Raw genomic sequence first — 20,776 nt, 5'->3', positions numbered from 1 at the left:
TTCTCTGCTGCAGCGGATTTCACCGCCGCACCGCCACAGGTGCGGCGTCTTCGTCATCTGAATCCGCTACGTCGACATCGCGTCCCGGCCGACAAGCCTCCAGGGGATCGAAGTCTGCGGACCACTGCCGCAAGCGGCTTCGGTCTGCAATAACGGCACCTTGTTGCACTTCGGCGGCAAGGTCGCGGCCGAGAACCGCTCCGGCAGCGTGCATTCCGCTGAGCATCGAGCCTTCAGTTCCCGGCCCCCACGCCGTGCTGGTTCCTGCGAGGAACAGACCTGGAATCACCGTTCGTGAACGCGGGCGCAGCGGACCGAACTGGCTGATTCGCGGTTCCAGGCCATAGGAGTTTCCGCCGGTGGTGTTTGTATAGCGTTCCTGTGTTGCAGGAGTAGCTAGTTCACTCCAATGAACGTTTGCTGCCGCCCCGGGAAACGCCTGGTCTATTCGTTGAAGCAGACCGTCGAGGACTATCTCCTTGACCTCTTTGTAGAGCGCGCCAGTACGGTAGGTGCCCGACACGATGGCGTTGCCAGCGATGCCCCAGACACCCGGATTCGAGGGGGCCATCGTCTGGGCCTCGATTGCTGCGCTACCTCTCGGCGCGCTACGGGTATTCGAGGGGTCACGGCGCGTCGAAGACTGCACGTATGCAACCTGATTGGCCGCGAAGTCATGCGCCCACACTCGTGGATCGACCCGGATTCCGGGCCTGATGAGGCGAGAACTCATCCGGTGAAGGCCTAGCCGCGACGCCGCATCTTCCCAATGGGGGATGACGTAATAGTTGGTGTTCGGCGTGCCCGACAAGTCGATCTCGATACCGAAGTAGCCGTTGATGAGCGGCGGGGCCATCTTCCACCGCTCATTGCGGAATACAGCAAGCCGGGACAGATGTTCGTAGCCAACGAGATCGCGGTACGTGCGTTTGATGTCCACAGCCGACACCACCACAGGAGAGCGCAATTCCTCGCCCCCCAACAGTCGGACGCCCGCGACCTTGCCCTGTTCGATCAGGATGCGTTCGACATCGACCCGGGTCCGGATATGTCCACCGTGACTGCGGATGACCTCGGCGAACCCGGCCGCCAACATCTGACCGCCACCGCGTGGGAACCACCCGCCCCCTGCGATGAAGTTGTGGAGGAATCCGGCATGTACCGCCACCGGCTGGACCTGCGGGGTGGTGCATTGGGCACCGGCTTGTACAGACAACGCGAGCATCGTTTGTGGCCGCAACCCGCATGCAACGAGTAGTGCGGCATGTGGTGCCATCGCCCACGGTGCAGCCGTGCCCCACTTGAGAGCCGTCTTCGCCAAATCCAGGCTGCCGGCCGCGGGGGTGGTGCTGCGATTGATGTTTTCCCCGATGCGGCGGACGGTGGAAACGTACCGGCGCAAACCGCGTTCTTCCCCGGGAAACGTCGCGAGCAGATTCTCCAGGTAGTTGTCCCAGCCAAACGGGACCTTCAGCTCCAGGTCGGGGCCCACGATGGTGTCAAATCCCTTGTTGTCCAGAGGGAGCCATTCGATATGGTCCTCGAGTCCGAGCCCCCGCAGCAGCGTGGGAACCTGACCGTCCGGGCCGCAATCGCCGATGTAGTGGACACCAACGTCGAACTCCCACTGTCGTTTACGCCGGAATACGTGCGAACTTCCACCCAAGACCGAGTAGCGCTCAAGTAAAAGCACACGCTGGCCCGCCGCTGCCAAGTACGCGGCTGTAGACATACCGCCTAGGCCCGCGCCTACGACGATGGCATCCCAGCGATTGCCGCGAAACAACTCGCTCATAGGTACCACTCCCGGGGCATATTGCAGGGAAACCAGTTCTTTTTTCGAACCAATCTGACTTTAAAGTAAGTTAGCGAGCGACGCAAGACCGATCGGTATACTTTCCGCTGACGATCCTGACCGATAGTCAACATGCTGGGGAAATTTGCACACTTCCGGTTATATGGCCGACCACACGACACTCCTGGTGATGCGCGCAGATGTAGGGCATCCGCGGCAGTGCCCTCAGTACTTACTAGTCGCGGCGACAATATGGTTTCATATTCGAACCATCGGTTTCATCGTAGAGTTGTGCGTGTGAACACCGCGAGACCGCCAAGGCCGGGCTCGCCGGTACGCGGATCCACCAGTGGACAACCACTCATGGCTGCCTTCGACCTACTCGGGCGGCGCTGGGCAATCCTGATTCTCTGGGAATTGCGAGAGGCGCCCGTGGGATTCCGGGAACTCCGCAGAGCTCTCAACAATGTCTCCTCGAGTGTGCTCACCACCCGTCTGCGTGAACTCACCGAGGTGGAACTGACCGACACGACCAATGATGGCAAGTACCTTCTAACCCCCATCGGAAAGGAACTCCTGTACGCCCTGAGCCCCTTGAAGCTGTGGTCCTACAACTGGGCGCAACACCTCGGCGCCCAGGCGCACTCGAGTGGAGACCTCGCGAAAGAGGGCACAGACCACAACTTCTAGCTGGCCGATACGGACAGGCACCGTTCCTAGGCAAGCATCCCCTCTGTCTTGTAGTACTTCCGGGCAGGAAGCCAAACAGCGGCAACGAAAGCCGCCGAAAGGAACGGCACCAAACAGTCCGTGTAGAGGTGATACAGCTGCCCGTGCATGGTCAGCGCCATGACCGACATGGCAAACCAGTGGGCGAGGTTTCCGGCGATAGTGAATTCAATGAAGGTCTTGTTGGCCTGCGGCTTTCGTGCCGCGGCTAGCAGGAACAGAGACCATGCGATGTATACGCTCCCGAGCATGACTTCCGGGGCGTGGTTGCCGTGGCCCCAGGCGAAGATATGGAAAAGGAAGTCGCCCAGGTCTTTAAGCTGCGGAATACCCAACTTTTCGGCGAATATGCCGCCAAGCTTCTCGGGCTGGTGGGTAGCCGTAGTGGCCAGCTCGGCCGACCACATGAGGAGCTGAACCAGCGCGTACAGACTGAGCGTCAAGGGCAACCAGCTAGCGACGAACGCGCCAAAATTGCCGTGCGATATCGCGGCGGAAATATTGAGATTCCCCCTGTACGTATCAAGGAACCGGGCCGGATCCGTCCGGATATTCCTATTCATGCGATTACCGAGCCGACTCGAGCGGCAAAGTCGCCGACAGCGGGCCTTGGAGACTGTCGCGTTCGAGCAGTGGTGCCAGGAAAGCCGTGACGGCTGTTTCTGTTTCCGTCGCGTGAGTGATCAGCGGCCAGTGACCGGCCGTATCCAAGATGACCAGTCGAGCGGAGGGGAATGCCTGCAGCTGCTGATGGGCGTGTTTGACCGGTAGGAAGTGGTCGCGCGCACCCCAGATCACCAGAGCGGGGATATCGTGCTGGCGCAACAGGTATGCGAGGGGCTCGCCGAACTCCCCCAGGTGATGCGAGGCACGGTAGAGGCGGAGCACAGCGTCCCGTGTCTCCGAATCGAAATCACGCGCCATATGAGCCAGGAATTCCGCAGGCAGCCGGGTGGGCGCGGGTTTGAGGGCGTAGCCGTACTGAATGACGAGTTTGAATGCGGCGGTAGTGGTCAGACGCATGGCCAGCTCACCGATCCGCCGGATGAGCCATAGTCGCGCCGGCCAGTGCCAACGGTGCTCGGAGACAGCCCCGGTGTTCATCAACGTGATCGATGCAACCCGATTGAGATGCGCAGTGGCCCAAGTCAGTCCCCACAGGCCACCGAAATCGTGCAGGACCAGGTGAACGTTGGTAATTCCCAGCTCGGTCAGCACCCCGTCCAGATGCGTTGCGTGTCCGACCGCATTCTGCGGAAAGTCGCTGGGCTTATCGGCCTGCCCGAACCCCGGCATATCCAGGGCAACGGCTCGCGCATGGTCGCCGACGGCTGCGAGCAGACCACAGAAGTCGTGCGATGAGCCCGGATTTCCATGAATGAACACCACCGCCGTCTCGCCGTGGTCCGGACCGGCAAACAACAGCGGGGACCTCACCCCATTGATGGTTACTTGGCCTGTTCGTAGTTCTGCCATGTCTCTCCTCGAACTGTAGGGATCGAGCTCATCGCGCTGATGGCTGGTTAATTTCGGTAATCTAACATATGGCCAATACCATAATCTATATAGTAGAGGGGCCTCCACGATCGACCGAGGGGCAGAAGGGCTGGTTGGCTGGTGGTTGTCGCAAAGGCCGCGCAGAAGGTAAATAAAGGGAAGACCAAGCAGCGGATGTTGTACGCGGCCGTCGAACTGATGGCCGAGCGGAGCGCGGCCGGTGTCACCGTCGACGAGGTGATCGCCCGAAGCAGCGCCCCGCGGGGTTCGGTCTACTACTACTTCCCGAACGGGCGCGCGCAGCTGATCAGCGAGGCGCTCGAGCTGGCCGGCCAAATCACCGCCGCAACAATTACCGAAGCATTTGCACTAGGCCCCACCGGCGGGATCGACCATTACGTCAATTTCTGGATAGAGATCCTGCAAGACAAAAACTTTGGGGCCAGTTGCCCGATCGCCTCCGCGGCAATCGGCGGCGGCGAGATCGACGACAGCCTGATTCCACAGGCCAACAACATCTTTCAGTCGTGGCAGGATCTCATCATGTCAGGCCTCGCCGACATGGGGTTTTCACAGCAGCGAGCGGCTGGGCTGTCCACCTTGATTGTCTCGGCGATCGAGGGTGGCCTGATACTGGCCCGCGCCAACCGTGATATCGCGCCGCTGGAGAAAGTCCAGAAAGAGCTCAATCAGCTACTACAACAAGCACTCAACGAGCAGTAGAGACCGATAGTCGAGTCATTTCACGGGGGCGTGCTTAAAGCTCACCCTGACGATGCCGTGATCTCCGGTACCCGTCTGCCGGTGATTATCGAAGTTGAGATGGTCGTTGTTGATCAACAGCCCATCGAAGAGCCACACCCGTTTGCGGCTGTGGTCGTAGAACTGCTCGCTGACCATCACATGGTCGAGGGACTCCCGCAGATCTTGATGCACGTGGGTGTAGTACACGTCGCGTGTGTCCCGGTACTCCTGCAGCGTCTGCGCCGAATAAAGCCCAAAGTCGCTGCCGCCCTGAGAGTCTCCGACGAGATAGCGTGGCTGGCCCGTCAGGATGTTCGCCGTGTTGCTCTCTTTGCCGTCGTTCATATCGCCCAACACGATGACCGGAGTCTCCGTGTCACGCATGACGCCGTTGAGCAACACTCGCACGGCAACCGCCTCGGCTGTTCGGCGGATGGTTGAGATGCCGTCGCCCAGCGCCTGCTGATGCGGCCGATACGTCGCCGAGGACTTCTTGTACCAAGATTCCTTACTGATCTGCGTGGGCAGCTTGGACTTGAGATGGACCACAAAGACTTCCGTGGCCGGCTCGTCGTCGCGCAGCTGGATCTGGAAGTTCAGCACCGGCCGGGAAAAGCTCTTGATCGAGACGTCGATGACGGGTGCCTGGGGATCGGCTGGGTCATCCCTCGATTCAAGCCGCACCGCCTTGGGAAAGTCGGTTATCCACTTGGGCTTTCCGGTCAGCAGGCCCTTACGAACCAGTGCGGCGCAGGTGATGGAGGTTCCTATTGCCGGAGTGGCCAGGACGTCGTATTCGTCGGCCAGGCCCTGTGGATCTACCGCAAGGATCGCCTCCAACGCACTCTTGCTCCACACTTCCTGCAGCCCCACGACGTCCGCCCCGAGAATACCCAATTGCCATGCTGCCCACTCGCTCTTGCGTTTGAACTCCTCGGGAGTCCATGGTTTCGTCGTGGCGTAGAGGGGTGCGTCCGCGTCCTGCAGGTTGTACATGTTGAACGTCGCGACACTGAAAGTGGTGCGGGCCATGATTCCCAAGGTATTCGGCGGATCTCCGCACGTCCAGATTGTTCACCCGGTTGCCACACGTCCGTCATACCGGAACGCCTGTAGACCGTGAGTGCGCCAGGTGGGGTTCTCGTGTTGTTTCCTGTCCGGCAATGTTCCATGGCTAACTTCCAGCCATGGACATGGGTCTGGCGCCCGCGGACGTCATGGATCCGATGTACTGGCTCGGCGAGGGCGGATTGTTCGGTGGCGCCGTACTGGCCGGGGCCATGGTCATCATCTTCATCGAAACCGGCCTGCTGTTTCCCTTCTTGCCCGGCGATACCCTGTTGTTCTCCGCAGGACTGATTGCCGCTCAGCCGAATTCACCTGTCTCGATCCAAGTACTGGCGCCATGCGCCGCATTGGCCGCCCTGCTAGGCAGCCAATGCGGATACTTCATCGGACGCCGGCTGGGCCCGGCACTGTTCAAGAAGGAAGATGCTCGTTTCTTCAAACAGCGGTATCTGACCGCCTCCCGCGAGTTCTTCGACAAACACGGACCCAAGACACTGTTGATCGCCCAGTTCATCGGCGTGGTGCGTACCTTCACTCCCGTGATCGCAGGCATGTCAGGCATGCGCTATCCGGTTTTCCTGTTGTACAACGCCATCGGTAGCGCAGCATGGGGTGTTGGGCTGACGATGGTTGGCTATTTCCTGGGCAATGTCGCATTCGTCGGTGAGCACCTCGACATCATCATCCTGGTGGTCGCCATCTTGTCGACCCTCCCGGCCGCCGCGGCGGCCGCCAAGGTTTTCCTGGAGAAGCGGCGCGCGGTCACCAATAACGGCTAGGAGCCCGCGAGCGTTTGACGGTCGTAATGCCGCTTTACCCGCGCGCGGTTACCGCATTTCGGCGTGCACCATTCCCGGCGAGGGTGCTCCTTGACGAAGTAGAGCACGCACTGCGACGCAAGGCAGGCACGCAGTTGGTGGCGCTCCGGGCCGCCGAAGAAGTCGACCGCCTGACGAGCGATCAACCCGACGGTCAACCGCGCCTGCGATCCGCGTGCCGTCGCCGCTCTGGTGGGCTCCGCGTTCACCGGCCATACCAACTCCGCCCGGGCACGAGCGAGCGTATTGATCGTGGCGACGGCCTGGGTGTGCGTCATCCCCGATGTCGGCGGTCTCGGGTCCTCGGTGACTTCGGCCGCCAGACACCGTAACGCGTCACGCAGGCCGCGTAGATCATCGGCGACAAACTGCGCATCCTCCAACGAGAAGGCGATCGTGTGCGCACCCGATTCGGCCAGGACCCGATCCGCCATCGCATTAAGCCATGCATGCACCGGCTCGTCGCCGTCCAAGGCATCCCGGATCTCTCCGCGACCACCACGAACCGTATTCATCAGTTCCACCGGAAGTGGTTCACCGAGGATGGCGGCGATGGTGCCCGACGAGCCCGTTTCCATGCCACGACTGTATCTCTCCTAATGGATAGCGCCACTTGTAACCATGTGGCCTATCTAACAGTGAAGGGGAAATACCTCCTAATGCTTAGGAGTTCATCTAAACGTTAGAACTTCTCGACGGTGGAAGGAACCGCCATGAACACTCAGATCACTTCATTCACCCGGTCGGCCATCCGGTCAGCGGTTTCGTTCTTGGTGGCAGTCGCAGCGCTCGGAGCGATGGCCGTGGCTTCGTTTGCGTTCAGCGCGCAGGCCTCAGCGTCCGCCGGAGGCGGGTCATCCGCCGCGGACACCGTGGACCAGCTGCAGGCGCAGGGTTACACGGTCCAACTGAACGGCATCGAAGACGCGCCACTGTCGCAGTGTGTAGTGACCGGCGTCGAGGGACTGCGCGGTGCCACCGCCTTCTCGACCGTGTATGTCGACATCTCTTGCCCGACGCACAACTGAATAGAACCGAATACGTACACGCGGACTCCCCGGTCATATGGCCATGGGAGTCCGTGTTGTCGCATTCAGTTGTCTTGCTTTATCGAACAGGCCAGTCCCCCTGATTATTCCGCGGCAAGCTGACTGACTTATCACAGGCCATCGAGGATGGCAACAGATAGTGCTCACGTTATTAGAAGCATCGCAAGTAGATCTTCAAAAGCATTGGAGCGCAGACACAATGACCGCCATCACCGCCACCTCGAAGGCAATTTCCACTAACGCAAGCCGCGTTGTCGCCGCGGCGGCCATCGGTCTCGCGATCCTGGTGCCAAGTTTCGCGGCCATCGAATTGACGGCCTCTCCCACCTCCGCCGTCGTCGCCGGGGCCGGCAATAACGGCTCGGGGGGCAACAACAGGGATCACGCTCGGCTGGGCACCGGCCAGTACACGATGAACAACTCTGGCCCGCAGATGCGCTACACCCCGCCCGCCAGCGGTCAGTTCATCGGCGGTATCAACTAGCCCGCCAAAGACCAAGGGCCGCTTCCGAATCAGCCTACGGAAGCGGCCCTTTGGGCGTTGAAGGAAAGTACGCGGAGCCCGACCCGATATCAGCGGACTTCGAAGTATTCGTCGTGGTAGACAGCCTTGCCCGCCGCCCCGTCACCAACGACAACACCGCGAAATACCGCGTGCACCTTGTTCAGCCAGCGGTACTGGTCACTGCCGGTCTCGAAATGTGCGTGTCCGCGCAAGACCGCTCCGGCGGCAAAGCCTGCTGACATATCGCAGCGGCCATGGCCGTGGATGTAGATCGCCGCACCGTCGGCGGTCTGCATGGTTCCTCGGTAGTCGGCGGTGCCAGTCCCGTCCGGCCCGATAACGAACCAGTCGGCATTCGCGCCGCCCAGAGTCTGCGCAGAAATCCCCCGCCCCTCCAGCCTCCCGTTCGGGATTTCGATGACCACGCGCGTACCGGCCGGGGTGGTGGGCAGGACTACGTACCGAGCCACGCGCCATACGCCCCGAAAAAGCGGCACCAGCGAGACTCCTTCGTCAACACCCGGCAGTTTCTCCTCGAACGTCAACATCACTGACCTCCATTCGATGCGCTATACCTTGCACTATCAAGGTAATCCCTATACTTTGAGTTGTCAAGGTAAGCTGTCCCGCATGGGCCAGCCTCGAACTCGCCGACGCCCCGACGAGGCGAAGTCGTTGATACTCAATGCCGCCGAGGAGCTTCTTGTCGAGGCCGGTCCGCATGCCGTCGAGGTACGCGCCGTCGCCACCCGAGTCGGTATGACCGATGCGGGTATCACCCACCACTTCAAGAACCGCGACGGCCTGCTCGTGGCGCTACTGCATCACGGCGGTACCCGGATCCGCGACGCAGTCGAGCACGCCACCCACGACTGGGTCAGTCGCGGCGCACAGGTGTCTGAATTGGTGGACTGCATCGCAGATGTCTATGAAGACGGCTACGGGGAGTTGGCCATCGCCCTTCACGCTGCAGGGTGGCGCGATGACGGTGCCGGTCTACTCAATCCCGTCGTCGATACCCTTCACGCAGCCCGGAAGCCATCTCACGGTCGCCGACCGCCGCGCGATGACACCCGTCTTGCCGTCGCCGCTCTGCATCAGGCGCTGGCCACCGAAACTGCTTACGGAGCGGCATTTCGCCGCAGCGCCGGCATTCTCGAACCAGACGCGAGCCGAGGCCGCCAACAACGGCGGTGGTGGGTGCGCACCCTCGTCACCGTTCTGGATATCGACGAGACGCTCTCCGCAACGCCCAGTGGCCGCTAGGGCAGGATTGAATCCACGTACCCGCCGTCGGCACGCACCGCAGCGCCCGTTGTCGCGGAAGCGAACGAGGAGCTGAGGTACACGACCAAGTTGGCGATCTCCGCCGGTTCGATCAAACGCTGCAGTAGCGACTGGGGCCGATGCTTTTTCATGAACTCACGCTGTGCCTCATCCCAGGGCAGCGACGTATCGACAAGCTGGTAGACGAAGTCCTCGACGCCCGCGGTGTGCGTGGGCCCGGCGATGACCGAGTTCACAGTGACACCAGAGCCGGCGGCGTCCTTCGCGAACCCACGCGTGACCCCTAACAACGCGGTCTTGGAGACCCCGTAGTGGATCATCTCCTGCGGAATGACAATCGCCGAGTCACTGGCGATCTGAATGATGCGGCCCCATCCGGCGTCGATCATTCCCGGCAAGTACGCGCGAATAAGGCGCACCGCGGACAGCACGTTCACCTCGAAGTAGTTCCGCCACTGTTCGTCGGTGATCTCACGTGCCGGTATGGCACCGAAGATGCCCAAGTTGTTGACCAGGATGTCCACCTCGGGGAGCTGCTCGCGGAGCAGTTCGACTCCCTCGGCAGTGGAAACGTCCGCAGCGACTCCGATGACACTGCCGTTCTGAAGCCCAATCTCGGCGATGGCCGCATCGACGCGGTCCTGCGAGCGACCATTCACCACAGCCCGCGCACCACTGGCGGCGAGCTGCCGAACGATTTCCAGTCCAATCCCCTGCGTGGACCCTGTGACTAAGGCGGTCTTACCGGTCAGATCGATGTTCACGTGTCTATTGAAGTCTCACCGCACCCGAGTTCATTCCCGGCGGGCTGATTGACTTGGGATCATGAGCTCGTTCCATCGTCCGCGCGTCCGCTGGACCGGCCGCAGTGCAGTACCCAGCTGGCGAGTCAGAAACGTTCACGAACGGCAATTTCCAGGAACAAGCCTCGACGTGCTCGAGCCGTTGTTCGCCACCCTCGGATCACCCACAGATCGATTCTGGCCCGGGACTGACTGGAGCCCAATGATCTTGGACCGTCCGCTGTCTGAAGGGGCCAGCGGCGGACATGGGAAAATCCGATACACACGCACCGCATATGTTCCTGGACGGTTCGTCGAGTTCACCTTCGACAGCGTGAATGGGAACGTCATCGACGGCCGACATGTCTTGGAAGCGGTGCCCCGCCGCGCCGGAGTGCTGGTGCGGCACACCCTCGACCTTGAATGCGGCGTCAGCAATTGGATCAAGCTCACGGCTCTCGTGGTTCCGGCACACGACGCGGTCGTCGAACAATTGTTAGACAATCTCGAACGCTCCATCACCGGAACCGTCACACATCCACATCGATGGAGCCTCCGAGTGCTGTTGATCCGCCGGGTCTTTGGTCTTCCAACAACGATGACGCCGTAATGCGGCACCTGATGATCACCATCGGTGATCCTGTCGATGTCGCCGGATTACGTTGGCATTGGGCACACGAGGACGTTGTGGATTGTCATATCGCCGAAACGCCGTCACCTGAGTTCGTGTCCCAGGTCGCGTCCTGGATGAGTTCACGCACCGTGTGGACGGCGCACTACCAAGGGCGCGCGGTCGGGATGGTGTGCGTGACCGCGCACGAACGGATGCCCAGTCCCAACACTCGCGCGACGGCAAGCTGGGGGTACCTAGGGCACCTGTACGTCCTTCCCTCCGCCCGGGGTCTCGGCATCGGCGCAGAACTCATTCAGACCGTGCTTACGGAAGCCGAGCGTCGGCGGTACGCGAAACTCGTGCTCTCTCCGTCCGAGCTTTCGATACCTCTCTACCGGCGCTCCGGGTTCACGGATGCCCATTTGATGATGGTGTGGCGGCCATAGGATTTCTCAGAGCGCCGACGATCCAGAAACGCCCACCGATTAATATCGGTGGGCGTTTCTGGTCCGGCCGGTCCGCTCAGTCCGAGCAGCAACATCCACCCTGCTGGGCCGACGCCAACTCCTCTGACACAACCTCAACGTTGCCGTCAGGACGCCAATCGAACGGGAAGTGCTTGCTCGATTCCCCGCGATGCTCATGCGACCATTCGAATCCGACGGAGTGGTCCTTCTTGACCACACCCCAGGTCGCAACCTGACCCGGCCCGACTTCCGCGCCGGGTGCGTTCGCGGTCGTGACCCGACGGCTGGGATCGGCGGTCGGGCCGGTCAGCGCCTCGACACGTAGATCCACCTTGCCAGGGATCTCGGCACCCCAGCTCGCGAGGTCATCGGCCTTGTCGAAGTTGATCGGGACGTACTCGATGCCGCGCAGTTCCTCAATGAGGCTCGCGAACTCCGCCGGCCAACCGCCCTCTTTACCGGTGAAGATTCGCTCGAGCGCGATGCGCTGACGAGCGTCCGCGGACTCATCGATGTAAAACATCAGCTTCATGGTCGCGTCCGGGTCACCTATCCACATGTTCCCCTTGAACTCACCCTGGGCGACCACACCCAGATTGCTCAAGTCAACGTCGCCCCAATGGCCTTCGCTGACATGCCACACCAAGGTGAAGAGGCAGTCCCCATGTGTGGGTTCCTGCGCGAAACTGCACGGGCAAGGCAGCTTACAGCTGCACACATCGAACCAATCGCCCTTGAGATTCCAGTCGTAGCTATCCGTATCCGACATTTCATCCATTCCTTTCCATACCCCATGGGGGTATCTGACCATGTGAACGTAGCAGCGGTCACCCGGACTTGGCAAGTACCCCTAGGGGGTATATTTCGGGCTATTGCCGCGCTGGACAGATCGATTGATATAGATAGGTCTATGCCCGCATCAGCCTTTGACCCCGCGCCCATCAGACAGATCCGGCAGGAGCTGGAGATTCCGGGGATCGTGGACGTGCATACCCACTTCATGCCCAAATCCGTCATGGACAAGGTGTGGGCCTACTTCGACTCGGCCGGGCCTCTGATCGGGCGACCCTGGCCGATCACGTACCGCACCGAGGAGTCTCAGCGGGTGCAGACGCTGCGGGAGTTCGGGGTGCTCCGTTTCACCTCGTTGATCTACGCGCACAAACCGCAGATGGCTGCCTGGCTGAACCGGTGGGCGACTCAGTTCGCTGCGCAGACCCCGGACTGCATCCACACCGCCACCTTCTTTCCCGAACCCAACGCCGTCGACTACGTGCGCGAGGCCATCGAGGCGGGAGCCCGTGTCTTCAAGGTCCACATTCAGGTTGGCGCGTTCTCCCCCATCGATCCGCTACTCCTGCCCGTGTGGGGTCTCCTCGAGGATGCCGGAGTTCCGGTGGTGATCCATTGCGGCTCCGGCCCAGCGCCGGGCGAATTCACCGGGCCCGAGCCAATCCAGATGCTACTGAAACAGTTCCCGCGACTACGCCTGATCATCGCGCATATGGGCATGCCCGAATACTCCGACTTCCTCGATATCGCTACGGGATACGACGAGGTACGTCTCGATACCACCATGGCCTTCACCACGTTCTCCAACGAGAAGGCGCCGTTTCCGGAATCCGCCTACCCACGGCTTATGGATCTCGGGCACAAGATCTTCTTCGGCAGCGACTTCCCGAACATCCCCTACGGATATGCCGAGGCGATCAACGCGTTGCGGGCCGTGCCCGGTGTCGACGACAGCTGGATGCGTGATGTCCTCTACCGCAATGGCGCTGGGCTTTTTGAGCTGGATCGCACACAATGACCTGTATCTCGCTGTCGCAGAAGCTGGTCAACAGTAAATGCGGCGTCTCTACCGACTCCGCGTAGCGTGGCCGATGACAGCGAACGCTGCCACTCGAGTCCTACGTAACCCAGCCCTTGATGAGTGGTCGACACCCCGTTCCGGTGTCGCGGGACACCTTTGGCGTTCAATGCGCCCAGACTCGCCAGATGGCCAACGTCTGGCCTGTACCCCGTTGCCCAGATGATCACGTCAACCGGTTCGGAACTACCGTCGGCCCACACCACGCCGTCACCATCCAAGTGCGTGAACATCTTTCGGCGATCAGGGCGTCCGGTGTCGAATGCCGCCCGGTAACGCCCATCGTCGAACACTGGGGCCGTTGGGCGTCGGGGCAGCCACGTGCCCACCGGTGCTGCGTCGAGACCTGTTCGCGCGTACCAGAAATGCATGTCAAATCCGAACGGGCGTTGCGGTACCAGGCGCAGACGTCCGCGTGTGGCCAACGTGACATCCGCCGCCTGCGCAAGCTCTACCGCAATCTGCACCGCAGAGTTTCCCGCGCCAACCACAACCACCCGCTGACCGCTGAATGGCGCGATCTCACGATACTGCGCCGCATGCAGCTGGCGACCAAGGTACAATTCTGATCCGGAAATCGCTGGGATATAAGGGTTTCCGTAACTTCCGGTGGCCGATACCACGATCCGCGTGATTAACACGTCGCCGCTCTCGGTCAGCACCGTATATCTTTCCGCCTCTTTGCCGACGCGCACCACTCGACAACGCGACCACGTCTCGGCGCCGAGCTGTTCGGCGTATCCGTTTAGGTATCTGACCACGTGGTCGCGTCGCGGATAGCCATCGGGATCACCGGGGAACGGCGCACCAACCATGCCGGAGTATCGAGCAGGGCTGAACAGGGCCAGACTGTTGTAGTAGTGCTTCCACGCACCTCCGGGCTCCGAGTCCGCGTCCAGGACTACCGGACGTAATCCTCTGTCTATCAATGCTGTCGCGGCAGCGAGACCCGCCTGCCCGGCACCGATCACCACGGCGTCCCATTCTTGCGACATGTCAATCAACCGCGCACGTCAGGAGTCCCGCCCGATATGCCTCGCGCACCGTGAGCCGCTGACGTTTTCCGCTGGTGGTCCTGGGAATTGTGCGTGCCGGAACCAGCACCACCTCATCGAGGGAGAACCCGAAGGCTGCGCGCACACCACCTGCGATGCGCGTGCGAAGTTCCTTATACTCGTCGGCTGCCGCCCGTGTTCCAACGACGGCTACGACTGACTCGCGGGCCCGGCTTTCGTCATGCAGGGAGAAGACGACGGAAACACCGCCCACGCCGGACATCCCGTCGATTTCTCGCTCGATGTCGTAAGGCGGAAAATTGCGACCTCGCACGATGAGCATCTCTTTGTGACGGCCCACCACGAATAGTTCACCCTCGGCGACAAAGCCCCGGTCCCCAGTGTCATGCCATCCCCCCGGGGGTGACGCGATCCCGCCGTCTGCGGTCAAGTAGCCCGACATTACCGACGGACCGCTCACCTGGATATCGCCCACCGCGCCGTCTGGCGATAGCCCGCCGTCGGGGGCGACGATCCGAAGTTCCAAACCATCCAACACCTGTCCACAGGACACGACAGGTTGGTCGTCATCCGGCCTACGACCAACCCGCACCCTGCCGAAAGACGACGCATCAGACGCACAGGGTTGCAGCGCAACAGTTGTCGCAAGCACCGTTTCAGCCATGCCATAGCACGGCACCAACACGTCTGTCTGCATCCCCAGTGGTGCAAGTCTTTCGGTGACCTCACGCAGCACCGAGAACGGAATCGGCTCGGCACCCACGTAGGCGTGACGCAGCGACGACAAGTCCAGGTCTGTGGGTGCGCCACCGCGCGAGATCGCTTCTGATACCGCACGGTACGCGAATGGCGGGCCCGCGGTGTGTGTCGACCCGTGCTGGGACATGTGTCTCAGCCAGGACATCGGATCCCGTAGAAATCCCATCGGCGTCATCACCCCGATGGGCAGGCCATAGAGCATTGCTGCCAGCACCTGAATGAACCCCATGTCATGGTAGAACGGCAGCCAGCTGAACACCCGATCCCGTCCGCGCAACGCCCTGGTGCCATAGGCGATTGCGCTGGCGTTGTGGACCACATTGCCGTGCGTCAACAGCACCGCTTTGGGAGCCGACGTGGATCCTGAGGTGAGCTGGATGTGGTGGATATCGCCCGGATTCGGCCGCGAATAACGCTCCCAATCAATCGGATCGGTATCCGTCAGCGCGTCATACGTCACGACTACCGGGTGCGTAACCGCCACCGCGACCCGCGGTGGTGCGACGACCATGGCTGGGTTCAGCACGCCCAGCGCCGCACCCAGGTGCGCCACACCCGCGGATTCCGGCCGCGACGGAGTCGGCGGGGGCGCGATCGCGCACGGTACCGCACCCAGCAGCAGCACAGCCAGCAGCGTGGTCAGATACTCCTCGTCGCTGGCCGCGATCATTGCCACCCGGTCGCCTCGGCGAAGGCCCCGCGCGGTCAGCGCGGCGGCACGGATCCGTGTGGTATGAACCAGATCTACTGGGGCAAGGGTGTACAGATGGCTACGCGAGTCGTAGAAGTCGATCTGCTCCAGCTCCGAGCGCAGCAGCAGCGCGTAGTCAATCGCCCCGGACACCATAGCCGGAGCGTTCGCCTCCGCATGTTGACGAATCGCAGTGTCACTCATGCCTGTTCGCGGCGTTTCGCCTTATCGCGAAGACGCTGACGAATAAACGCTCCGATATCGCCTACCACCGTGAACGCGAAGGCTTCCTCTTCCGGAATGAAGACCTTGAACCTATCCTCCAGCTCGTTCATCAGCGCCATCAGCACCACCGAGTCGACGGGCAGGGCGAGTAACGGGGAATCGGCATCAACCGCGTCGAGGTCGACCTGTGTCAGATCTTCCGGGGGAAGCAGCCGGGTCAAAGCCTCGCGAAGCGCATTGACGATCTCCATATCATCGGGTAGCACAACGGTTTCCGTCATTGTTCCTCCTTCTCCAGCAGCACACCGTCCTCAAGGTGCAGCACGCGGTCGGCGATTCCCGTGAGGCGCAGATCGTGCGTCACGATCACCACCGCCGCCCCCTGAGTCCTCGCGGCATCCGCAAGTTGCTCGGCCACCTTCTTACCGGTGGCCGAATCCAGGTTCGCGGTCGGCTCGTCGGCAAGCACCAGACCGGGGCGTGCAACCAGAGCCCTGGCCGCGGCTACCCGTTGTTTCTCGCCACCCGAAAGAGACGACGGTCGGTAATCCGTGCGATGCGCCAACCCGAGCTCCCCCAGCAGTTCTCGAGCACGTGACATGGCGGCATCCTTGCCCACCCCGGCATAACGCAGCGGCAGCGCCACGTTCTCTGCGCTCGTCAGCGCGTTGAGAAGATTGTACTCCTGAAATAGAAAGCCTAAGCGCTCCAACCTGATTCGCGATCGTTCCCGCTCGCCGAGTTCACCAACGTCCTGGCCGTCGATCCGGACGCACCCCGAGCCCGGGGTCAGCAACAGCCCCATGACGAGAAGCGCGGTCGTTTTACCTCCGCCTGACGGTCCGACAACCAGCACCACCTCGTGGGGTTTGACCGTCAGATCCAGACCCCGCAGCGCGCGCACCGACGCGTCGCCGGTGCCGTACTGGTGCTCCACATTCTCAAGTTGCAAAACAGGATTCATCGAACTCACCTCCGGAAGGCCTGAGCAGGGTCTATCCGTGTCACCCGCCGGACAGGAATCAGTGATCCGATGATCGCCATGACAGCGGTGGCCGCCGCCATCGCCGCGAGCATGGTGGGCGTGACCTCGACCGTGACGTCTCCCAGCCGATCCTTCACCAGGAACTGCACCCCATAGGTGACACCCGCGCCGGACAGATATCCGAGTCCGGCGATCAAGATGGCCTGGGTAATCACGGTGCGGCACAATTGTGCCGGACGGACGCCCAGTGCGCGGAGCACTCCGAAGTCACTCATCTGTTCGGTGGTCACCGCGAGAACGGTCAACCCCACGAGCGCCACCCCGACAAGCGCGGCGATGCCGATCATCGTCTTCAACGGTCGCCCGATCATCGAGATGACGATCGCGCGGCTGTTCTCGGCGAAAGTGACCGAGGTGAGCGCGTCCATCCCAGGAACCGTTCTGCGGACCGAGTCTGCGACCTGGTCCGCTGTTAATCCCTCGGCAGGTTGAATCAGAAAGTAGGACACGCGATTTCCTGCACGCAGCAGGTGCGCGGCATCCGGCAGTGAGATGAAAGCGTAGAAGTTGCCCACCGCGGCGGTCTGGTTGGACAGACCCACAACCGTGAATTCACCGTCCACGAGCTGCACGGCGTCACCGACGTGGATCTTGTTCTTCTTGGCCAGCACTCGATCGAGCACAACCTCGCCGGTGCCACTCACGTTGCGGCCCTCCGACAATGACCACGGGCCTCCCACACCGGTGGCCGTGTCGTATCCGACGACGAAGTACGCGGTGTGCCCGCCGTCGTGCACGAAATCGGATGGCAGGCCGAGGATCGGTTCTACCGACTGCACACCGGGAACCTTGAGCAACCGATCCTTGCCGTCGCCGGGCAGCCACGACACCGCACGGAACATCTGAGAAACGCCGGGCTGAACTACCCACACTGCACCCTTGGAGTGGTCGATATAGGTGGTGACCTGATTGGTGGTGCCCACAAAAATGCCGGACATCACCAGCACCAGGATCACCGCGACGGCAACCCCGATCACCGAGAGGACGAATCGGGCACGCTCGGCGACAAGGTTCTTGACGGCGACGATCATCGGACCATCCCGCCTGCCATGGCACGCAGCCTCTGCACGGCCCGGGTGGTGACCGCGACGACTCTCTCGACATCCTCCGGTGACACATCCGGGCCCATCGAGAATCGCACCGTGCCCCGCGCCTGGTCCTCGGTCAGCCCCATTGCTTGCAGCACATGAGAAACCGAGTCTTCGCCGGCATGGCACGCCGATCCGGTGGATACGTAGATGCCGTGCATGTCGAGATCGTCGGCGAGGGTGTCGGCACGAATGCCGTCGAAGCGCACGCTGACGGTCTCCTCCAGTACCGGCTCGGTCACGTTGAGATACACACCGCCCACGGGGCGAAGCCCGGCGATCAGCTGCTCGCGCCGATCTCGCATTGCCAGCCGATATCCCGATGACGCCGTGCGCAGACACACGTCGGCCGCCGCGGCCATGCCGAGCGCACCGGGAACGTTCTCTGTGCCCGCGCGCAGCCGGTTCTCCTGCGGTCCGCCGCGCATGACCGGCAACAGGTGGTGTCCGTGCCGCACCAGTAGTGCGCCCATACCGCGTGGGCCACCGAACTTGTGCGCCGACACCGAGATCATCGTGGCGCCAACGCATGTCAGGTCGAGCTTGCCCGCCGTGTGCACGGCGTCCACATGGAGGGCAGCACCCGATCGCGTGGCGATATCGGCGATCTCCCGGACAGGCTGGATGGCGCCCGTCTCGTTGTTTGCGTGCATCACCGAGACCAGCACGGTATCGCGGCGCAGCGCCCGAGCGACATCCACGGCATCGACATGTCCCGTCGGTGCCGGATCCACGAAGGTCACCTCCACGCCCAGGTCCTGCAGCGCATGAGCGTTCGCCACGACGGCCGGGTGCTCAATGGATGAGGTCACGCAGTGGCCCCGAAATCCCACGGCGGCAAAGGTTCCCCACAGCGCTAGGGTGTTCGCCTCACTTCCACCGGAAGTCAGCACCACCTCGTCGGCATCGGCTCCGAACAGCGCAGCGATGGTCTGGCGGGCATCGGTGAGGGCATCGGCGGCATCACGTCCGGCGCCGTGGCGGCTCGACGGATTACCCACCAGCCGGTGTCCGCTCAATACCGCCTGTGCGGCCCGGGGATGCAGGGGTGCGGTGGCGGCGTAGTCCAAGTAGATCTCAGTCCGCGCCATCTGCACGGATGGACTACGTACCAGGGATGGTGCTGACATCTTCGTCAATTCCGTTGCGGTAGTTGTTGGCTAAGCGTTGGGCGACATCGGCGCCGAGGGCTGCGACATGCTGCTGTTCCGGCGAGAGGCCCCCCGACCATTCCGCGACCTGCGTCGCCGCGATCGTCGCGATCGCCTCCACCGACATACCGGCGAGTCGCTCGGTGAGGATGGACGCGACCGCCAGGGAAGCCGAGCATCCGTAGGCCTCGAATCCGACCTGACTTACGGCATCCTCGCGGACCTGCGCGGTCAACAGGATCTGATCCCCACACACCGGATTTCCGATGAAGGCGGTGACATCGGCCTGCGTCAGGCGGCCCGAGTTGCGCGGGTTGGTGAAGTGGTCGACCACCGTCGGACTGAACCGGGGCACTAGGCGCCCGCCCCTTGAGAAGACCCAGCCGAAACCAGCTCACACTCGGCTACGACTTCCCGTGAGTCGATGTACTTTTCGATACTCACGGCACAGCAGCCCAGTTCGGCGCCCTGCCGACGCCGCCGGAACTTCACGGTCTGACCGGTACGGCCACAAGGGCAGTCTCCCTCACCTACCTCACCGATGTCGTCGGAGAGCAGGAAACCGGGGTATGCCGTGTTCAGCGCGTCAAGGATCGCTATGCCACCGGTCTTACCGGGTTCGAGCTCGACGGTCGCGTCGGTGACGTCCCGAATCGAGATGTAGCACCACGGCGGGACATGCTTACGCTGATGCTCGCACTCGATAGCGAGCATGTTGGACTCGATCATCCCGTACATGTCGCGGATTCGGGTGCGGTCGATGCCCAGCACGCGCTGCGCCTTCTCGTTGAAGTCGTCTCGGCTGATCGAGTTTCCGGTGTACTGCTTCCAGCCGCCAAGCATGATGATCAGCGAGTCGGGATCGAGGGTTAGCGGAATGTCCTCGAGCTCCAGGTATTTGAGGAACCGGGCGATGATGAACGGTGGACCGATCAGGTGCCGGGTCATCCTCCCCTCCCAGCTCCGCAGCTGCGCCAACGCTTCCTCGGGATCGAAGGAGTATTCACGCACGATGTAGCGGTGATCGTCGAGCATGCCGGTGAGAAGGTTGAAGATCTTGACCATGCCCATCTCGGGCACCTCGGCGGTGGACGGGCACAGAAATAGCCCCGCGCCCTGGGAAATACCGAAGAAGTCCCGGTATCCACCGAAGATTCCTACCGACGCCCGGGTCACCGTCGTCGCATCGCGTCGCGCCACCGACGGCACGCCGCTCGTGCCGGTAGACCGGATCTCGATCTCGACATCCTCAAGCCCGCAGGTCATGAGCACATGCGCACCAGCCTGTTTGAACATACTGACCGGAAGCAGGGGGATGCACTGCAAGTCAGTCCAGTCCCGAATGTCACTAGGGGTGAGGCCGACGGCGTCGCACTGGGCGCGATAGAACCCGTTGCGGTCGAAGTGCAACGCGAAGGCCTGACGCACCACGTCGGTGAGCGACCGCCGCCAGTCGTCCCGCGTCACCCGGAGGGCTTCTCCAGGCATCCCGAGCATGGTGACCACATCCACTGCGCATCTCCTTTGATTGCCTAGCCCATCAAGGGCACCGGTGGAGTGGTCGAATCATCGTGAGG

The 20,776-nt window shown here is 62.0% G+C and carries 25 protein-coding genes; 9 read left to right on the top strand and 16 right to left on the bottom strand.

Annotation, left to right across the window (positions count from 1 at the left end):
- Nucleotides 1-19: 19 nt before the first annotated feature.
- Nucleotides 20-1,795: a phytoene desaturase family protein gene (locus tag AC5Y5C_RS01530; protein ID WP_499968389.1), complete on the bottom strand. Its 1,776-nt coding sequence runs from the start codon at nt 1,793-1,795 to the stop codon at nt 20-22.
- Nucleotides 1,796-2,092: 297 nt separating this feature from the next.
- On the opposite strand from AC5Y5C_RS01530, the gene AC5Y5C_RS01525 reads away from it, so the two are divergent.
- Nucleotides 2,093-2,485, top strand: coding sequence for a winged helix-turn-helix transcriptional regulator (locus AC5Y5C_RS01525; RefSeq protein WP_499968387.1), 393 nt, complete (start codon nt 2,093-2,095; stop codon nt 2,483-2,485).
- Between the two features lie 26 nt (nt 2,486-2,511).
- Here AC5Y5C_RS01525 and AC5Y5C_RS01520 read toward each other — a convergent pair whose 3' ends face one another.
- On the bottom strand, nt 2,512-2,967 hold the full coding sequence (locus AC5Y5C_RS01520) for a DUF6632 domain-containing protein (protein WP_499968385.1): 456 nt from the start codon (nt 2,965-2,967) through the stop codon (nt 2,512-2,514).
- A 124-nt stretch (nt 2,968-3,091) separates the two neighbouring features.
- Entirely contained in the window at nt 3,092-3,961 is an 870-nt protein-coding gene (locus AC5Y5C_RS01515; RefSeq protein ID WP_499968383.1) for an alpha/beta fold hydrolase, read from the bottom strand.
- A gap of 180 nt (nt 3,962-4,141) precedes the next feature.
- On the opposite strand from AC5Y5C_RS01515, the gene AC5Y5C_RS01510 reads away from it, so the two are divergent.
- Entirely contained in the window at nt 4,142-4,744 is a 603-nt protein-coding gene (locus AC5Y5C_RS01510) for a TetR/AcrR family transcriptional regulator (RefSeq protein WP_499968381.1), read from the top strand.
- A 15-nt stretch (nt 4,745-4,759) separates the two neighbouring features.
- Here AC5Y5C_RS01510 and AC5Y5C_RS01505 read toward each other — a convergent pair whose 3' ends face one another.
- Nucleotides 4,760-5,797 carry an endonuclease/exonuclease/phosphatase family protein gene (locus AC5Y5C_RS01505; RefSeq protein ID WP_499968379.1) on the bottom strand — a complete coding sequence of 346 codons (1,038 nt, stop codon included), beginning with the start codon at nt 5,795-5,797 and terminating at the stop codon, nt 4,760-4,762.
- A 155-nt stretch (nt 5,798-5,952) separates the two neighbouring features.
- Between AC5Y5C_RS01505 and AC5Y5C_RS01500 the strand changes: the two genes are divergently transcribed.
- Entirely contained in the window at nt 5,953-6,612 is a 660-nt protein-coding gene (locus tag AC5Y5C_RS01500) for a DedA family protein (RefSeq protein ID WP_499968377.1), read from the top strand.
- On the opposite strand, the gene AC5Y5C_RS01495 is transcribed toward AC5Y5C_RS01500, so the two are convergent.
- Nucleotides 6,609-7,229 carry a CGNR zinc finger domain-containing protein gene (locus AC5Y5C_RS01495; protein ID WP_499968375.1) on the bottom strand — a complete coding sequence of 207 codons (621 nt, stop codon included), beginning with the start codon at nt 7,227-7,229 and terminating at the stop codon, nt 6,609-6,611. The genes AC5Y5C_RS01500 and AC5Y5C_RS01495 overlap by 4 nt on opposite strands.
- Nucleotides 7,230-7,364: 135 nt before the next feature.
- Here AC5Y5C_RS01495 and AC5Y5C_RS01490 point away from each other — a divergent pair, with 135 nt between their 5' ends.
- Both AC5Y5C_RS01490 and AC5Y5C_RS01485 read left to right on the top strand, forming a co-directional pair.
- On the top strand, nt 7,365-7,679 hold the full coding sequence (locus AC5Y5C_RS01490; RefSeq protein WP_499968373.1) for a hypothetical protein: 315 nt from the start codon (nt 7,365-7,367) through the stop codon (nt 7,677-7,679).
- 220 nt (nt 7,680-7,899) lie between these two features.
- Entirely contained in the window at nt 7,900-8,184 is a 285-nt protein-coding gene (locus tag AC5Y5C_RS01485) for a hypothetical protein (protein WP_499968371.1), read from the top strand.
- An 89-nt stretch (nt 8,185-8,273) separates the two neighbouring features.
- On the opposite strand, the gene AC5Y5C_RS01480 is transcribed toward AC5Y5C_RS01485, so the two are convergent.
- Nucleotides 8,274-8,753: a DUF3237 domain-containing protein gene (locus AC5Y5C_RS01480; RefSeq protein WP_499968370.1), complete on the bottom strand. Its 480-nt coding sequence runs from the start codon at nt 8,751-8,753 to the stop codon at nt 8,274-8,276.
- Nucleotides 8,754-8,835: 82 nt separating this feature from the next.
- Here AC5Y5C_RS01480 and AC5Y5C_RS01475 point away from each other — a divergent pair, with 82 nt between their 5' ends.
- Nucleotides 8,836-9,471 carry a TetR/AcrR family transcriptional regulator gene (locus AC5Y5C_RS01475; RefSeq protein ID WP_499968368.1) on the top strand — a complete coding sequence of 212 codons (636 nt, stop codon included), beginning with the start codon at nt 8,836-8,838 and terminating at the stop codon, nt 9,469-9,471.
- Here AC5Y5C_RS01475 and AC5Y5C_RS01470 read toward each other — a convergent pair.
- Nucleotides 9,468-10,256: an SDR family NAD(P)-dependent oxidoreductase gene (locus AC5Y5C_RS01470; RefSeq protein WP_499968366.1), complete on the bottom strand. Its 789-nt coding sequence runs from the start codon at nt 10,254-10,256 to the stop codon at nt 9,468-9,470. The two genes, AC5Y5C_RS01475 and AC5Y5C_RS01470, sit on opposite strands and share 4 nt — an antisense overlap.
- A gap of 241 nt (nt 10,257-10,497) precedes the next feature.
- On the opposite strand from AC5Y5C_RS01470, the gene AC5Y5C_RS01465 reads away from it, so the two are divergent.
- Complete coding sequence (locus AC5Y5C_RS01465) at nt 10,498-10,884, top strand: hypothetical protein (RefSeq protein ID WP_499968364.1); 387 nt, start codon at nt 10,498-10,500, stop codon at nt 10,882-10,884.
- 11 nt (nt 10,885-10,895) lie between these two features.
- Nucleotides 10,896-11,333 (top strand): GNAT family N-acetyltransferase, encoded by a 438-nt coding sequence (locus tag AC5Y5C_RS01460; RefSeq protein WP_499968362.1) that lies wholly within the window; start codon nt 10,896-10,898, stop codon nt 11,331-11,333.
- 76 nt (nt 11,334-11,409) lie between these two features.
- On the opposite strand, the gene AC5Y5C_RS01455 is transcribed toward AC5Y5C_RS01460, so the two are convergent.
- The gene (locus AC5Y5C_RS01455) at nt 11,410-12,123 is read right to left on the bottom strand and encodes a DUF1326 domain-containing protein (protein WP_499968360.1); all 714 of its coding nucleotides are present in this window, start codon (nt 12,121-12,123) and stop codon (nt 11,410-11,412) included.
- A 141-nt stretch (nt 12,124-12,264) separates the two neighbouring features.
- On the opposite strand from AC5Y5C_RS01455, the gene AC5Y5C_RS01450 reads away from it, so the two are divergent.
- Nucleotides 12,265-13,164 (top strand): amidohydrolase family protein, encoded by a 900-nt coding sequence (locus tag AC5Y5C_RS01450; RefSeq protein WP_499968358.1) that lies wholly within the window; start codon nt 12,265-12,267, stop codon nt 13,162-13,164.
- Here AC5Y5C_RS01450 and AC5Y5C_RS01445 read toward each other — a convergent pair.
- From AC5Y5C_RS01445 to AC5Y5C_RS01410, 8 genes are read right to left on the bottom strand one after another with little or no spacing between them, the layout of a single operon-like run.
- Nucleotides 13,119-14,219, bottom strand: a complete 1,101-nt coding sequence (locus tag AC5Y5C_RS01445) for a flavin-containing monooxygenase (protein ID WP_499968356.1) — start codon at nt 14,217-14,219, stop codon at nt 13,119-13,121. The genes AC5Y5C_RS01450 and AC5Y5C_RS01445 overlap by 46 nt on opposite strands.
- A 1-nt stretch (nt 14,220) precedes the next feature.
- Nucleotides 14,221-15,846 carry an AMP-binding protein gene (locus AC5Y5C_RS01440; protein ID WP_499968354.1) on the bottom strand — a complete coding sequence of 542 codons (1,626 nt, stop codon included), beginning with the start codon at nt 15,844-15,846 and terminating at the stop codon, nt 14,221-14,223.
- A 44-nt stretch (nt 15,847-15,890) separates the two neighbouring features.
- Nucleotides 15,891-16,196 carry an acyl carrier protein gene (locus AC5Y5C_RS01435; protein ID WP_499968352.1) on the bottom strand — a complete coding sequence of 102 codons (306 nt, stop codon included), beginning with the start codon at nt 16,194-16,196 and terminating at the stop codon, nt 15,891-15,893.
- Nucleotides 16,193-16,879: an ABC transporter ATP-binding protein gene (locus AC5Y5C_RS01430; RefSeq protein WP_499968350.1), complete on the bottom strand. Its 687-nt coding sequence runs from the start codon at nt 16,877-16,879 to the stop codon at nt 16,193-16,195. The genes AC5Y5C_RS01435 and AC5Y5C_RS01430 overlap by 4 nt, the downstream gene beginning before the upstream one ends.
- A 5-nt stretch (nt 16,880-16,884) precedes the next feature.
- Entirely contained in the window at nt 16,885-17,991 is a 1,107-nt protein-coding gene (locus AC5Y5C_RS01425; protein WP_499968348.1) for an ABC transporter permease, read from the bottom strand.
- Entirely contained in the window at nt 17,988-19,178 is a 1,191-nt protein-coding gene (locus AC5Y5C_RS01420) for a cysteine desulfurase family protein (RefSeq protein WP_499968346.1), read from the bottom strand. The genes AC5Y5C_RS01425 and AC5Y5C_RS01420 overlap by 4 nt, the downstream gene beginning before the upstream one ends.
- Entirely contained in the window at nt 19,153-19,554 is a 402-nt protein-coding gene (locus AC5Y5C_RS01415; protein WP_499968344.1) for an iron-sulfur cluster assembly scaffold protein, read from the bottom strand. Before AC5Y5C_RS01415 ends, AC5Y5C_RS01420 begins: the two co-directional genes overlap by 26 nt.
- The gene (locus tag AC5Y5C_RS01410) at nt 19,554-20,711 is read right to left on the bottom strand and encodes a LuxE/PaaK family acyltransferase (protein ID WP_499968342.1); all 1,158 of its coding nucleotides are present in this window, start codon (nt 20,709-20,711) and stop codon (nt 19,554-19,556) included. Before AC5Y5C_RS01410 ends, AC5Y5C_RS01415 begins: the two co-directional genes overlap by 1 nt.
- Between the last annotated feature and the right edge of the window lie 65 nt (nt 20,712-20,776).

This window comes from Mycobacterium sp. NGS15 (genome assembly GCF_059813245.1).
The sequence above is the reverse complement of the archived record's forward strand: the minus strand, read 5'-3'. Positions and strand labels throughout refer to the sequence as shown.